Annotated in this window: 12 protein-coding genes; 9 read left to right on the top strand and 3 right to left on the bottom strand. The window is 65.6% G+C overall.

Annotated elements, in window-relative coordinates:
- Window positions 1-233 precede the first annotated feature (233 nt).
- Entirely contained in the window at window positions 234-479 is a 246-nt protein-coding gene (locus ACF07D_RS09100) for a hypothetical protein (RefSeq protein WP_391504679.1), read from the bottom strand.
- A gap of 270 nt (window positions 480-749) precedes the next feature.
- A complete protein-coding gene (locus tag ACF07D_RS09095; RefSeq protein WP_391504678.1) occupies window positions 750-2,864 on the bottom strand; it encodes a RecQ family ATP-dependent DNA helicase in 2,115 nt (704 codons plus the stop codon).
- A 175-nt stretch (window positions 2,865-3,039) separates the two neighbouring features.
- Between ACF07D_RS09095 and ACF07D_RS09090 the strand changes: the two genes are divergently transcribed.
- The 9 genes from ACF07D_RS09090 to ACF07D_RS09050 all read left to right on the top strand — a co-directional run bounded on the left by ACF07D_RS09090 (window position 3,040) and on the right by ACF07D_RS09050 (window position 12,133).
- Complete coding sequence (locus ACF07D_RS09090; protein WP_391504677.1) at window positions 3,040-3,957, top strand: helix-turn-helix transcriptional regulator; 918 nt, start codon at window positions 3,040-3,042, stop codon at window positions 3,955-3,957.
- 29 nt (window positions 3,958-3,986) lie between these two features.
- Complete coding sequence (locus tag ACF07D_RS09085) at window positions 3,987-4,550, top strand: dihydrofolate reductase family protein (RefSeq protein WP_391504676.1); 564 nt, start codon at window positions 3,987-3,989, stop codon at window positions 4,548-4,550.
- A 149-nt stretch (window positions 4,551-4,699) separates the two neighbouring features.
- The gene (rplS, locus tag ACF07D_RS09080) at window positions 4,700-5,047 is read left to right on the top strand and encodes a 50S ribosomal protein L19 (protein ID WP_119284312.1); all 348 of its coding nucleotides are present in this window, start codon (window positions 4,700-4,702) and stop codon (window positions 5,045-5,047) included.
- Between the two features lie 121 nt (window positions 5,048-5,168).
- On the top strand, window positions 5,169-5,873 hold the full coding sequence (gene lepB / locus ACF07D_RS09075; RefSeq protein WP_119284053.1) for a signal peptidase I: 705 nt from the start codon (window positions 5,169-5,171) through the stop codon (window positions 5,871-5,873).
- Window positions 5,863-6,513 carry a ribonuclease HII gene (locus ACF07D_RS09070; protein ID WP_391504675.1) on the top strand — a complete coding sequence of 217 codons (651 nt, stop codon included), beginning with the start codon at window positions 5,863-5,865 and terminating at the stop codon, window positions 6,511-6,513. Before lepB ends, ACF07D_RS09070 begins: the two co-directional genes overlap by 11 nt.
- 69 nt (window positions 6,514-6,582) lie before the next feature.
- A complete protein-coding gene (gene murI, locus ACF07D_RS09065; protein ID WP_391504674.1) occupies window positions 6,583-7,449 on the top strand; it encodes a glutamate racemase in 867 nt (288 codons plus the stop codon).
- A gap of 110 nt (window positions 7,450-7,559) precedes the next feature.
- Entirely contained in the window at window positions 7,560-8,294 is a 735-nt protein-coding gene (gene rph, locus ACF07D_RS09060; RefSeq protein WP_391504673.1) for a ribonuclease PH, read from the top strand.
- 79 nt (window positions 8,295-8,373) lie between these two features.
- Window positions 8,374-8,976 (top strand): RdgB/HAM1 family non-canonical purine NTP pyrophosphatase, encoded by a 603-nt coding sequence (gene rdgB, locus ACF07D_RS09055; protein WP_119284049.1) that lies wholly within the window; start codon window positions 8,374-8,376, stop codon window positions 8,974-8,976.
- A gap of 127 nt (window positions 8,977-9,103) precedes the next feature.
- Window positions 9,104-12,133, top strand: coding sequence for an aminotransferase (locus tag ACF07D_RS09050; protein ID WP_391504672.1), 3,030 nt, complete (start codon window positions 9,104-9,106; stop codon window positions 12,131-12,133).
- On the opposite strand, the gene ACF07D_RS09045 is transcribed toward ACF07D_RS09050, so the two are convergent.
- Complete coding sequence (locus ACF07D_RS09045; protein WP_391504671.1) at window positions 12,117-12,704, bottom strand: AAA family ATPase; 588 nt, start codon at window positions 12,702-12,704, stop codon at window positions 12,117-12,119. The genes ACF07D_RS09050 and ACF07D_RS09045 overlap by 17 nt on opposite strands.
- Window positions 12,705-12,716 lie beyond the last annotated feature (12 nt).

Below are 12,716 nucleotides of genomic sequence, written 5' to 3'. Positions count from 1 at the left end.
GCGTAGACCGCGAGTCGGGTTTCCCAGGGATGGTGTACACCCATGTTGATTCCATTCAAGGTTCAGGGTGTTGCACTAGCAACCTGAACCCGCCCGCTTGCTTCGGGTCAGAATCGTGTGCACTTGCAGGAACCGTGTACATCCGCGCGAGGTTCGAGCCGGGGTCACCTCTCGCGGCGTGCCCGGCTCACTCCCGGGAAAGCCCCGGGCCGCCCGGGAGCGACGCGCCAGCGTTACAGGCTTTGGCCCCCGCCGACGAGCGCAAGGTAGATGTAGTGCACGTAGGGGAGCGCCCAGTTCACCACCGCGATCGCGCCGACGACGAGTGTCGCGAACGCGAGGGTGCCTGCGACGCCAAGCCCCCACGCGGCGAGCTTCGTGCGCCCTTCCACGGGGCCGGTGTCACCGGCGAGCGGAACGTCGATCCCGAGCTCGTGCAAACCTGGATCGGTGAAACTCTGTGCAGCTGTGCTGTCCATGGCTGCAGCATAACGCCTGTGCCCCGGGCAAGTCACGGACTGATTCGGCTCGGCGGCGATCGCGAGCAATAGTCGCCTGGCAGATTTGAGCCAGGCAATCACGCGACTCACGAAGCGATCCGTGAAGTGCCCGCCCGGCGATCACTGGGTAGGCCCGCCCGATGACCCCGGGTGGGCCCGCGCGACGGCCCTGGGTGGGCCCGCCCGGCGACCCCAGGCAGGCACACTCCACGGCCATGCGTGGGCCCGCGCGACGACCCTGGGTCGGCGCTATCCCACCGATGCGAGGGCGAACGGCAACACTTGCGGAGCACCGGCAAGTCGGAGCTCGCGCGCAGCGACGGTGAACGACCAGCGGCTGTCAACGAGGTCGTCGACGAGTAAAAGCGGGCCGGGAGCACGTGCGACGACACTTGCGAGTTCGGGGCCCAGCGACCACCGGCCCCACACCGAGGCCAACCGAAATGCGCTGTTGCCGCCGGGAGCTGTCACGGGGCGGTCGTCTGCGAAGTCGAGGGTGCCGAGAAACGGTAGCTTGCCACGCTCTGCGATCGCTGCAGCGGTGCTGCTGATGAGGGTCGGGCGAGTGAGGGACGGCATCGCGACGACTCCGACTGGGCGCGTCTCCCACGGCCAGTCACGAAGAGTCGTGAGCACCGCGCCAAGCAGCGGCTCCGGAATTGCCTGGTCGGCGGCTCCGGCCGCGAAGAGCTCCCGCAGCGCGCCACCCCAGCCGAGATCGGTGAGGCGCGCGACCACACGTCCGGGCTCTGCGCGCTCGTTCTGCGCGATGCGCCCGCGCACGTTGACTCCGCGACGGTCCGCTCCAGTCGGCCACTGGCCGCGCGGCTCGATTGGCACGCCGGCCTGTCGGAGTCGAGTCGTCGCTCGCGCCGCCGCGTCGCCCGTCACCTCGGTCGGATACCAGGGGCCAGCGCAGACGTCGCAGCGCCCGCAGTCAGTCGCCGTCGGGTCGTCGAGTTCGCGCTGCAGTTCGGCCATGCGACACGTCTCGCCGCGCTCGTAGCGGAGCATTGCCGACTGTTCGGCGTCTCGAGCCGCCGCGATGCGCGCGTAGCGTTCGGCGTCGTACGTCCATTCGGCGCCTGTCGCCGTCCACCCACCGGAGACCCGGTTCACGGAGCCATCAACATCGAGCACCTTCAACAGAAGGTCGAGCTGTGTGCGTCGCAGGTCAACCCTGGCCTCAAGAGCCGGTGTCGAGAGCGGTGGCGAGTCAGGGGCACCGAGCGCCTCGATGACTGCCCGCGCACGCTCAGGATCAGGCATCGAAGCCGTCGCGAAGTACCGCCAGATTGCGGCGTCTTCCGCGCCCGGCAGGAGGAGCACGTCAGCGTGCGCCGTGCCACGACCTGCACGCCCGACCTGCTGGTAGTAGGCGACGGGGGAGGAAGGGGCGCCGAGGTGGAGTACGAAACCGAGGTCTGGCTTGTCGAACCCCATGCCGAGTGCACTCGTAGCGATGAGCGCTTTCACCTCGTTGTTCTTGAGGGCGGATTCAAGCCGCGCCCGTTCCTCAGGGTCAGTGCGGCCCGTATACGCTGCGACCTCGTACCCTGCGTCGCGCAGCAGGAGAGCGGTGTCTTCAGCGGCAGACACGGTGAGCGCGTAGACGATCCCGCTGCCCGAGAAGCCTCCGAGATGCTGCACGAGCCAAGCGAGCCGAGCCTCCGCCGAAGGCAGGCGCAGGCAGCCAAGCCGCAATGAGTCTCGTGCGAGCGTGCCGCGCAGGGTGAGCACGTCGGTGCCGAGCTGCTCGGATACATCGGCGACGACGCGGGCGTTGGCCGTCGCGGTGGTTGCGAGTACAGGCACGTGGTGCTCAAGGCCAGCCAGCAGCGTTGCGATTCGCCGGTAGTCCGGGCGGAAATCATGGCCCCAATCTGAGATGCAGTGCGCCTCGTCGATCACCATGAGACCCATGCGAGTGAGTATTTTGGGCAACTGAGTTTCGCGGAATCGGGGGATATTGAGTCGCTCCGGCGAGACAAGCAGCACGTCGATTTCGTCGCGTGCGAGGCGATCTTCAATATCCTCCCACTCCTCTGACGTCGCTGAGTTGATTGCGGCTGCCCGCACCCCCGCTCGCTCCGCAGCCTCGACCTGGTCGCGCATGAGTGCGAGGAGCGGTGAGACGAGCAGTGTCGGCCCGGCTCCGCGAGCGCGGAGTAGCGCTGTCGCGACGAAGTACACCGCGGACTTTCCCCACCCCGTTCGCTGCACGACAAGGGCGCGTCGACCGTCATCAACGAGGGCGCTGATCGCCTCGAACTGGCCGGGATGAAACTCGGCGTCGACGGAGCCCGTGAGCTGTCGCAGCACCGTGAGCGCCCTGGTCAGGGTGGTGTTGTCGAGATGTGCCATACCTCGATCCTCTCAGGCGCCACAGACACTCGCAGCAGACACTCGGAGCCGACGCCCGCAGCAGGCGCCCGCACCCACGCACGGGCGGTCAGTGCACAACCTGACCGGGGCCTGCCGCGTAGCGTTGCGCAAGATCGGTCATGCGCAGTGGCCCAGCGGGAGTCAGACTAGAGTCATGACGACTTCCGAGCCCGACCGCCTCCGCGAGCTCCTCGACGCCGTCCTCGATGAGTCGAACCCGACACTCGACGACATGGCCGGCGCCGCACACGCATCCCGTTTTCACTTTGCCCGAACGGTTTCTGAGGCCGCCGGTGAGTCGCCCGCGGCACTTCGCCGGCGCGTGCTTCTCGAACGGGCAGCCTGGCAGTTGCGGGGTGGAGCGAGCGTGATCGACGCGGCGATCACCGCGGGATACGACTCAGCCGAGGGCTTCAGTCGCGCGTACTCCAAAGCCTTCGGCCACCCGCCGAGCGCGCAGGGGGCTGGCCACTGGCTCCCAAGCGCGAACGGGATCCATTTCCACCCGCCGATGGCGATCTGGATCGAGGGGCACGGCGGCCAGACAGATCCGCTCCTTGAGCAGCAACTGCTGCATGACGTCGACGACTCGGCCGCGCTTCTCGCCTTCGCGGCCGCACTGCCCCCAGAAGTCACGACTCGGCCGCAACGCCCGGGACAGCGTGTGCTCGACTGGGCAGGCGACGAAACGAGCATCGCGGCGGTGCTCGCCGGGCTTGTCTTCGCGAAGGAGACGTGGCTTGCAGTGCTCGACGGGCGCACTGCTCCGGCACCTGTTGAGCTCGATTCGCCGCGCGTGCTCGCTGAGCTTGTCGCTCGGCACGACGTCGCGTCGGAGGCATGGATCGCAAGGGTGCGCGAGATCAGCCGCACAGGGGACTGGCAAGCCAGGGTGATCGACGCGCTGTGTGTCCCGCCGGAGAGCTTTCAGCTCAGCGGCGTCGTCGCCCACGTCTTGCACTACGCAGCACACCGACGGGAGCTCGCGCGCGGCATGCTCGCCGAACACGGTCTCGAACGCGACGCCGGTGATCCGATCCTCTGGCTGCGCGCCCGGCGCGGCGAAGCCTAGACCCAGTCACCACCTCGAAGGGAACACATATGTCTCGCCTGATCTACTACGTCGCCTCTTCGCTCGACGGTTTCATCGCCGACGAGCACGATTCGCTCGACTGGCTGCTGTCGCAAGAACAGACGCCTGGTGGGGGAAACGACTACGAAGCGTTCATTGCGAACGTCGGCGCGATCGCGATGGGGTCAACCACCTACGAATGGGTGCTCGCGCATGGCGGGTGGTCGTACGACATGCCGGCCTGGGTGCTCACAACACGCGGCCTCACCGCGCCGGCATCGCCAGGCGCAGGTGGTGCCGCGGACGTGCGTTTTGCTCGCGGGGATGTTCGGGAGGTCTACGACGCGATGCGAGACGTCGCCGGCGGCAAAGATCTCTGGGTGGTGGGTGGCGGCGACCTTGCGGGTCAATTCTCGGACGCTGGCCTCCTCGACGAGGTTCATATTTCAATCGCACCAGTGACGCTCGGAAGCGGGCGACCGTTGCTTCCGCGCCGTCTCGACCTCGATCTCATCGAGCATGGCACGAACGGAGCCTTTCTTACGGCCCGCCACAGCGTGCGGCGCAGAGGGGACTTTTCGCGCAGCAGGTAATGCCTCGTCTGCCGATGATGTGGCATAATAGATCCTTGTGCCACGGTGCGACTCTGCCGCAAGGGTTTCGCACTCACCGTGAACGCACGCAAATTCTTTGAACATTTATTCCGCGTACCGACTTGCGGCGGGCGCAGAGAGAGATCATCATGCAGAAGCTCGACCACGTCGATGCCCCGTCGCTCAAGAGCGACATCCCCGAGTTCCGCGCGGGTGACACCGTCAAGGTTCACGTGAACATTATCGAGGGTAACCGCTCGCGTGTTCAGGTGTTCCAGGGCGTCGTTATCTCGCGCCACGGTGAGGGCGTTCGTGAGACCTTCACTGTTCGTAAGATCAGCTTCCAGGTGGGCGTGGAGCGTAAGTTCCCCGTGCACTCGCCGACGATTGAGCAGATCGAGGTTGTTTCGCGCGGTGATGTTCGCCGTGCGAAGCTCTACTACCTCCGTGGCCTCACCGGCAAGAAGGCGAAGATCAAGGAGAAGCGCGACGCGTAAGCGCAACGCTTTTTGGTTCAGGCCCTCCGCCCCTTCACAGGCTGGGGGCCTGAACTGTCGGTACTGTTGATTTTGCCGTGCGCGTTCCGCATGCGGTCTGCGACGAAGAATGTGAGCACGTATGAGTGAGACTGCGGAACGACGGCGGGGAGGCCTGCTCGGCTTCCTCCGAGATCTTGTCATCATTTTGATTGTCGCGTTCTTGATCTCCTTCCTGCTGAAGACCTTCCTCGTGCGAAGCTTCTACATTCCGTCGGGTTCGATGGAACAGACGCTGCAGGTGAACGACCGGATCCTTGTGAACCAGCTCGTTCCCAATGTCGTCGACGTGCAACGGGGCGATGTTGTCGTCTTCCAGGATCCGGGTGGTTGGCTGTATCCGAAGGCTATGGCGACGACGCCGAGCCCGTTTGAGCAGCTGCTGCAGGCAGTCGGGCTCGCCGCCGACACGTCCCACGACTATGTCGTGAAGCGAGTGATTGGCGTCGGCGGGGACCGCGTGACCTGCTGTGACGCGAACGGCCGCGTCGAGGTCAACGGTGTGCCTCTGGATGAACCGTACATTGTGATCCCTGAGGGAAAGACGCGCGCGTCAGACATTGATTTTGATGTGACGGTGCCTGAGGGGTCGGTGTGGGTGCTCGGCGATAACCGTTACGCGAGCAAGGACTCACGCTACAACCAGGATCAGCCAGGGAAAGGCTTCGTCTCTGAGTCGGAGATCGTTGGTCGGGCGTTTCTGTTGAACTGGCCGCTCGACAGGTTTAGCTGGATGACGCGACCGGATGCAACGTTCACCGGGGTTGACGAGGCCCGTGCCGAGTAGCGCTGCCTCGCCCAGTAAGGATCCGACGCTCGAGGTCGAACTCGCCGCCTTTGCGGCGGGGGCCGAACTCGTCATCGGACTCGACGAGGTTGGCCGTGGCGCGATCGCGGGGCCTGTCGCAGTGGGGGCGCACGCCGTGCCCCTGGGTGTCGAGGCGTTTCCCGAGGGGCTCCGGGATTCGAAGCTGCTCAGCGAAAAGAAGCGCGAGGCGATTGCCCCGCTCGTGAACGAGTGGGGGCCCGGGGCTGTCGGCTTCGCGACCGCCGACGAGATTGACGAGCACGGGATCACCGCGATGCTCGGTGAATCGGCCCGCCGTGCGCTGCTTGAATTGCATACGGCTGGGGTGTCAGTCGACCGAGCCCTCATCGTGCTTGATGGATCACATGATTGGCTGAGCCCGGTACTGCGTGCCCCGCTGAATGTCGTCACCCGGGTCGGTGCGGACCGCGCGTGTGCGAGTGTCGCCGCGGCGTCGGTACGTGCAAAAGCGGCCCGCGATGCGGTGATGCGCGCCGCACACGAGGATCACCCGCACTACGGGTGGGCTTCGAACAAGGGCTATGGCGCTGCAGCGCACTACGCAGGGATAGCTGAGCACGGGCTCACAGGCTTTCACCGCAAGACATGGATCAAGTAGCGCGTCTCGACTGCACCGCTCGCCCCGTCGGAGCATTGTTGCCCGCGGCCAGCGGGTAAGCTTGAACCCGTGAGTACACGCACCATTTCGGCTGATGCTCCCATCGGCGTATTCGACTCGGGCGTTGGGGGCCTCACGGTCGCACGAGCGATTCGAGATCAGCTGCCGAACGAGTCGATCCTGTACGCAGCCGACACCGCGCACACCCCCTACGGGCCGCGGCCCATTGCCGAGGTTCGCGAGCTCGCGCTCGGCATCCTCGACGGTCTCGTTGAGTCGGGGGTGAAGATGCTGGTGATCGCGTGCAATACGGCCTCCGCCGCCGTGCTTCGCGACGCATACGAAAGGTACGACGTACCAGTCGTTGAGGTCATCGGGCCGACAGCGCGGAGTGCGCTCTCGATTACCCGCAACGGCAAGATTGGATTGATCGGCACGACTGCGACGATCGAGTCGGGCGCCTACAACGAGCATTTTGCGGCGAGCCCCGAGGTGACGCTCAGCTCGCAGGCGTGCCCCCGTTTCGTCGAGCTCGTGGAAGCCGGGCAGACGAGTGGCCCGGAGACCCTGCGCGTCGCCGAGCAGTACCTTGCGCCACTGATTGCGAACAATATCGATACCCTCGTGCTTGGATGCACTCACTACCCGTTCTTGCGCGGAGCGCTTCGGCAGGTGGTTGGGCCGGGAGTTGCACTCGTGTCGAGCGACATCGAGACCGCGAATCTTGTCTTCGAGAAGCTTACCGAGCACCACCTGCTGCGGGATCCGAAGGCCGGGCCGCCTACTATTCGGTACGAGACGACTGGCGGCGACACGAGCGAGTTCGTTCGGCTCGCGAAGCGGATGCTTGGCATCGGCGGTGACTCGCTTGGCCCGATCGTTCACGGCACGGCTCCTGTCGTTGCCCAGCGACCGCAGGTGGACGATTCTCCCTAACCGATGAGCGCTGCTGCGGCGCACCGGCCGCGCATGACATGCCTCGACAGGCAGCCACGTTGCCATGTGGTCGCCACTCGCCACGATAGAACCAACTGTTCGGAGGAAACATGACCGAGATTACCCGCGTTGATGGACGCACCCCGGGCCAGATGCGCCCAGTCTCGATTGAGCGCGGCTGGAGCGCGCAGGCCGAGGGATCCGCGTTGATTTCTTTCGGAAACACGAAGGTACTCTGCACCGCCTCGTTTACACCGGGCGTTCCACGTTGGCTCATGGGCAAGGGCACCGGCTGGGTCACAGCCGAGTACTCGATGCTGCCACGGTCGACAAACGAGCGCATGCAGCGCGAGTCTGTCCGTGGCAAGATCGGCGGGCGCACGCACGAGATCTCCCGTCTCATCGGGAGGAGCCTGCGCGCGATCATCGACACGAAGGCGCTCGGCGAGAACACAGTCGTCATCGACTGCGACGTGCTGCAGGCTGACGGTGGTACCCGGACCGCATCGATTACGGGCGCATACGTCGCCCTCGCCGACGCCGTTGAGTGGGCTCGCGCGAACGGGCACATCGCCCGCAACGCGAAGCCGCTCGTCGACACAGTCGCGGCAGTCTCCGTCGGCATCGTCGACGGCGTACCTGTGAGCGACCTGAACTACATCGAAGACTCGGGGGCCGAGACCGACATGAACGTTGTTGTCACGGGCGCAGGGGACTTCGTCGAGGTCCAGGGCACGGCAGAGGGTTCGCCCTTTAACCGGGCCGAGCTGAATTCGCTGCTCGACCTCGCACTCCTGAGCACGTCTGAGCTCGCCGCACTGCAGCAGGGCGCGCTCGCCGAGTAGGTCTCGTCGTACGGCGAACCATTTTGATGGCCGTGCGCTGCCGGGGAACAGCGCGCGGAAGTAATGTTTGGAGCTACCAATGTCACGTACCCTTGTTCTCGCATCACACAACGCCAACAAGCTCATCGAGCTGCGGGCGGTCCTTGAGCCACTGATCCCAGGGATCGAGCTCGTCGGCTACGACGGACCCGAGCCAGTTGAGGACGGGCTGAGTTTCGAGGCGAACGCACTATTGAAAGCCCGTGCCGCGGCAGCGCACACGGGCTTGCCCGCGCTCGCGGACGATTCTGGCATCGCTGTCGAGGTGCTCGGCGGCAGCCCCGGAATCTTTTCCGCGCGTTGGGGCGGGCACGCCCGAAACGACAAGGCGAACGTCACCCTGCTGCTCGAGCAACTCTCCGATATCGCAGAGGAGCACCGCGGAGCCGGGTTCGTGTGTGCCGCAGCACTGGTGACCCCTGACGGGTCAGAGGTGTGCGAGCTTGGCGTCTGGCAGGGGTCGCTGCTCACCGCGCCGGTCGGTGAGAACGGCTTTGGCTACGATCCGATCTTCATGCCGGAGGGAGAGCGCCGCTCGGCAGCAGAGATGCGGCCCGAGGAGAAGAACCTCGTGTCGCATCGAACTCGAGCGTTTACGCAGCTTGCGCCTGCAATTGCTGCGCTTTTCGCTGACACCGAGTAATTCGTCGCTGACCGCTGGGGTTCTCACACCGCAATCGGGGCGCAGTATGACTGAGGCCCTAGCCAAGCGATACACTCTGCTCAGAATCGTTTGAGCGCGCCAAGCGCAAGTGCAAAGGTGGTTTCCTGTGGTGCAACCGAGTGGTGGCCTTGTTCGGCCTGACGTTTCCGAGGCTGACGCAACCGCGATAGCGAGCGATCACTACGGCGTTGACGTCGTGGCTCGTGAGCTCGGGAGTAACCAAGACCGAAACTTCGTTCTCGAGGCAGCGGACGGCTCGCGCACTGTGCTGCGTGTCGACCACCCAGTATTCGAGGAGTCGGCACGTGAGGCTCAGCACCTCGCGCTCGACGCATTCCGTGCAGCTGGTGTTGCCGTTCCCAGCGTGCTCCCCGGCCTCAATGGCGACCTCGTCCAGCGCTGGGGCGAGTTTGCCGTGCGCCGGAGCGAGTTCGTTTCTGGCGGGTCGCTTGTCGACTGCGGGTATCTCGCGCCTGTAGTGATCCGCGAGTTCGGGGCGCTCGCCGCTGCATCGGTGAATGCCCTCGCTGGGCTCTCGCACGAAGGGCTTGAGCGTTCGCACATGTGGGACATGCGTGTAGCGCACGAGCACACGTTGAAGCTCGCGACGGCAATCACTGATGAGGGGCTCCGGGAGCGCGTGCTCGCAGCAGCCACCGAGGCGCAGGCATCGCTTGAGCTCGTCGCAGCCGAACTCCCTGTGCAGGCGATCCACGGGGATCTGACCGACGACAACGTCGTCGGTGTGGTGGGCGACGACTCACGCGTGCACCCTGAGACAGTGCTCGACCTTGGCGACCTCTCGTACGGCTGGCGCATCGCAGAGCTTGCAGTCACGCTCTCGTCGCTGTTGCACCACGACGCCGCCCGCCCAGTCCGTGTGCTCGATGCCGTGAGCGTTTTCAACGAATCGGCGCCGATCGCCCAGCCCGAGGCGCGCGCCCTCTGGCCGCTCGTCGTGCTTCGCTCGGCGCTGCTCGTCGCGAGCGGCTGGCGCCAGCTTGAGATCGACGGAGGCAACGATTACGCCCGGGATCGTATCGCGGGCGAGCAGGCGATCTTCGACGCTGCGACCCGCTTTCCGCAGACCGAGATGACTGAGCAGGTGCTCGCGCTTCTCGGCTTTATCGGACAGCCTGGCGGCGGCGGCCTCCAGCTGCAGGCGGCCGTCGCGGTAGCGCCTCCGGCGTCGGGCGAACCACAGCCACCGCTGCGTGCGCTGTTGCCTGACCTGTCAGGCGAGGTCGTCGTGCTCGACCCCGGTGTGGAATCCGATGCCCTCGACGCAGGGAAGTGGCTCGCCACTCAGATTGAGCAAGATCTCGTTGACGATGCGTTCGTCACCGGGGCGGCAGCCGCTGTATTTCCATACGGCGTCTACAGGCTCACCCGGGCAGCGATCGACGCCGTCGATGGTGCTCCCACCTGGCCGATCGGCACCGAGGCGTGGATTGCACCGGGCGTCGCAATGACAGTTGCCGCACCTGTCGCAGGCACCGTCGTGACGGCGACCACTCGCGGGCTCCTCATCGACGCCGGCGATGGCTGGTTCCTCTCTATCGACGGCGCGGTTCCGACGGTTGCTGCGGGTTCGAAGGTCGGCACGGGCGACACCGTTGGCGAGCTCGGTGCATCTGACGACCCGCGTGCCATCGCGGTGATGCTGTGCCGTGCAGACGCGGTGTCGGGGCTCGCCCCCGCGATCCTCGATATTGACGGGCCAGCGCCTGGCCGCGCACAGTTCGTCGCGCCGGAGCGTGTCGCTGCTTGGCGGCGCCTCACGCAGGATCCTGCCCCGCTGCTCTCGCTCGCGTCCCTTTCGCAGCGCGATGAGGCAGGCGACGAACTGGCTCGCCGGGCGCAGATCTTCGCGAGCGCGCAGGAGCGCTACTACGAGAGCCCGATGCAGATCGAGCGCGGTTGGCGGCATCACCTTGTCGACACGACCGGGCGCACATACGTCGACATGGTGAACAACGTGACCGGTCTCGGCCACGGCCACCCGGGCGTGGCCGACGCGATGAGCCGTCAAATCAGGATCCTGAACACGAACTCCCGCTTCCTGTACCGCGAGCTCGCCGAGTACAGCGAGCGACTCCTTGCGCTCCTCCCAGCGGACTCGGAACTCGACACTGTGCTGCTTGTGAACAGCGGCTCCGAGGCGGTCGACCTGGCGCTCCGCCTCGCCCAAGCCGCGACAGGCCGCAAGACCGTTGTTGCGCTGCGCGAGGCCTACCACGGCTGGACTATGGCGAGCGACGCGGTCACCACGAGCGCCTACGACAACCCATACGCGCTTGAAAACCGCCCTGACTGGGTGCACGTCGCCGACGTGCCGAATCGTTTCCGCGGCACGTACCGCGGCGAGGCCGGGGACGCTACGGTCGGGGCTCGGTACGCCGCTGACCTCGGGAACGACCTCGACGAGCTCGCGCGTAACGGGCGAGAGGTCGCAGCCTTCATCTGCGAGTCAGTGCTTGGCAATGCCGGCGGCGTGCTGCTGCCAGACGGTTACCTGCGCGACGCGTACGCGCGAGTGCGTGCAGCGGGCGGGCTCTGCATTGCGGATGAAGTGCAGGTTGGCTTTGGCCGAATGGGCTCATCGTTCTGGGGCTTCGAGCAGTCAGGCGTCACCCCAGACATTGTGACGATCGCCAAGCCCATGGGCAACGGCTTCCCGATCGGTGGCGTCATCACCTCAAAGAAGATCGCCGACGCGCTTGCGAGTCAGGGGCAGTTCTTCTCGTCGGCTGGCGGCAACCCGCTGTCGTGCCGCGTCGGCATCGCAGTGCTCGACGCAATGCGCGACGAGCAGCTGCAGCAGAACGCGGCGACTGTCGGCGAACGGCTCGCATCCGGCTTCCGCGAGCTTGCCGACCGCCATGACATCGTCGGCCCGGTTCACGGCGAGGGCCTCTACCTTGGCGTCGAGCTTGTGCGCGACCGCGCCACGATGGAGCCCGCGACCGCTGAGGCCGCGGCCATTTGCGAGCGCCTGAGGGAACTCGGCGTCGTCGTGCTCACGACGTCTGAACGATCAAATGTGTTGAAGGTGAAGCCGCCTTTGACCCTCAGCACGGAGAGTGCGGACTTCATGGTTGCGCAGCTCGACAGGGTGCTCACCGAGGGCTGGTAGGGGAGCGGCCGCGCAGCCCTTCGACCCAGGCGTCAGTCTGTGCCGGCGACTTAAGCCTCACGAGGGTCAAGTGGGGGTTTCGCTCCAGTGCAGCGGGCATTCGCTCACGCCAGTTGTTGCGCGTCTTGCGCTGCCAGGCGAGGATGTTCTTTTCGGGGTCGCGGTCGAAAAGGCGGAGAAGAGATCCCTCGCGGTTGCCGTTCCACAGTTCCGCGCGCGTGACGCTCCGTGAGACGGTGCGCCGAATGAGCCTCCTGCGCGCCACCCGCCACGGATAGTCGAGCCACACGGCGAGCTGCGCGCGCGGTTCAAGAATGCCGCCTGCTCCTTTGCTCGTGTATTGCCACTCGGTGACCCACCGCTCGGTCGAAGCAAACCTGGCGACGTCGTCGAGAAACGTCTCTCTCGGCACCCAATCGGGGCCGTGGTAGAGGCTATCGAGCTCGACGTGGGTGAGGTCCCATGCTCCGGCAAGACGCCTGGCGAGTGTCGTCTTACCGGAGCCAGTGAGGCCAGCGATGAGCACGCGATCAAACGGCCCCATCGGGAGCGAGGAGGGAGAGTCTGTCATTGCAAACCTCGC

The organism is Leucobacter sp. NPDC015123, from assembly GCF_043080205.1.
Classification (GTDB): domain Bacteria; phylum Actinomycetota; class Actinomycetes; order Actinomycetales; family Microbacteriaceae; genus Leucobacter; species Leucobacter aridicollis_A.
This window is presented reverse-complemented; position numbering and strand designations above follow the sequence as displayed.

What these genes read in the sequence shown, in the direction of transcription:
- ACF07D_RS09100 (WP_391504679.1), bottom strand. Translation starts at nt 479, where the DNA reads ATGGACAGCACAGCTGCACAGAGTTTCACCGATCCAGGTTTGCACGAG.
- ACF07D_RS09095 (WP_391504678.1), bottom strand. Translation starts at nt 2,864, where the DNA reads ATGGCACATCTCGACAACACCACCCTGACCAGGGCGCTCACGGTGCTG.
- ACF07D_RS09090 (WP_391504677.1), top strand. Translation starts at nt 3,040, where the DNA reads ATGACGACTTCCGAGCCCGACCGCCTCCGCGAGCTCCTCGACGCCGTC.
- ACF07D_RS09085 (WP_391504676.1), top strand. Translation starts at nt 3,987, where the DNA reads ATGTCTCGCCTGATCTACTACGTCGCCTCTTCGCTCGACGGTTTCATC.
- rplS (WP_119284312.1), top strand. Translation starts at nt 4,700, where the DNA reads ATGCAGAAGCTCGACCACGTCGATGCCCCGTCGCTCAAGAGCGACATC.
- lepB (WP_119284053.1), top strand. Translation starts at nt 5,169, where the DNA reads ATGAGTGAGACTGCGGAACGACGGCGGGGAGGCCTGCTCGGCTTCCTC.
- rph (WP_391504673.1), top strand. Translation starts at nt 7,560, where the DNA reads ATGACCGAGATTACCCGCGTTGATGGACGCACCCCGGGCCAGATGCGC.
- rdgB (WP_119284049.1), top strand. Translation starts at nt 8,374, where the DNA reads ATGTCACGTACCCTTGTTCTCGCATCACACAACGCCAACAAGCTCATC.
- ACF07D_RS09045 (WP_391504671.1), bottom strand. Translation starts at nt 12,704, where the DNA reads ATGACAGACTCTCCCTCCTCGCTCCCGATGGGGCCGTTTGATCGCGTG.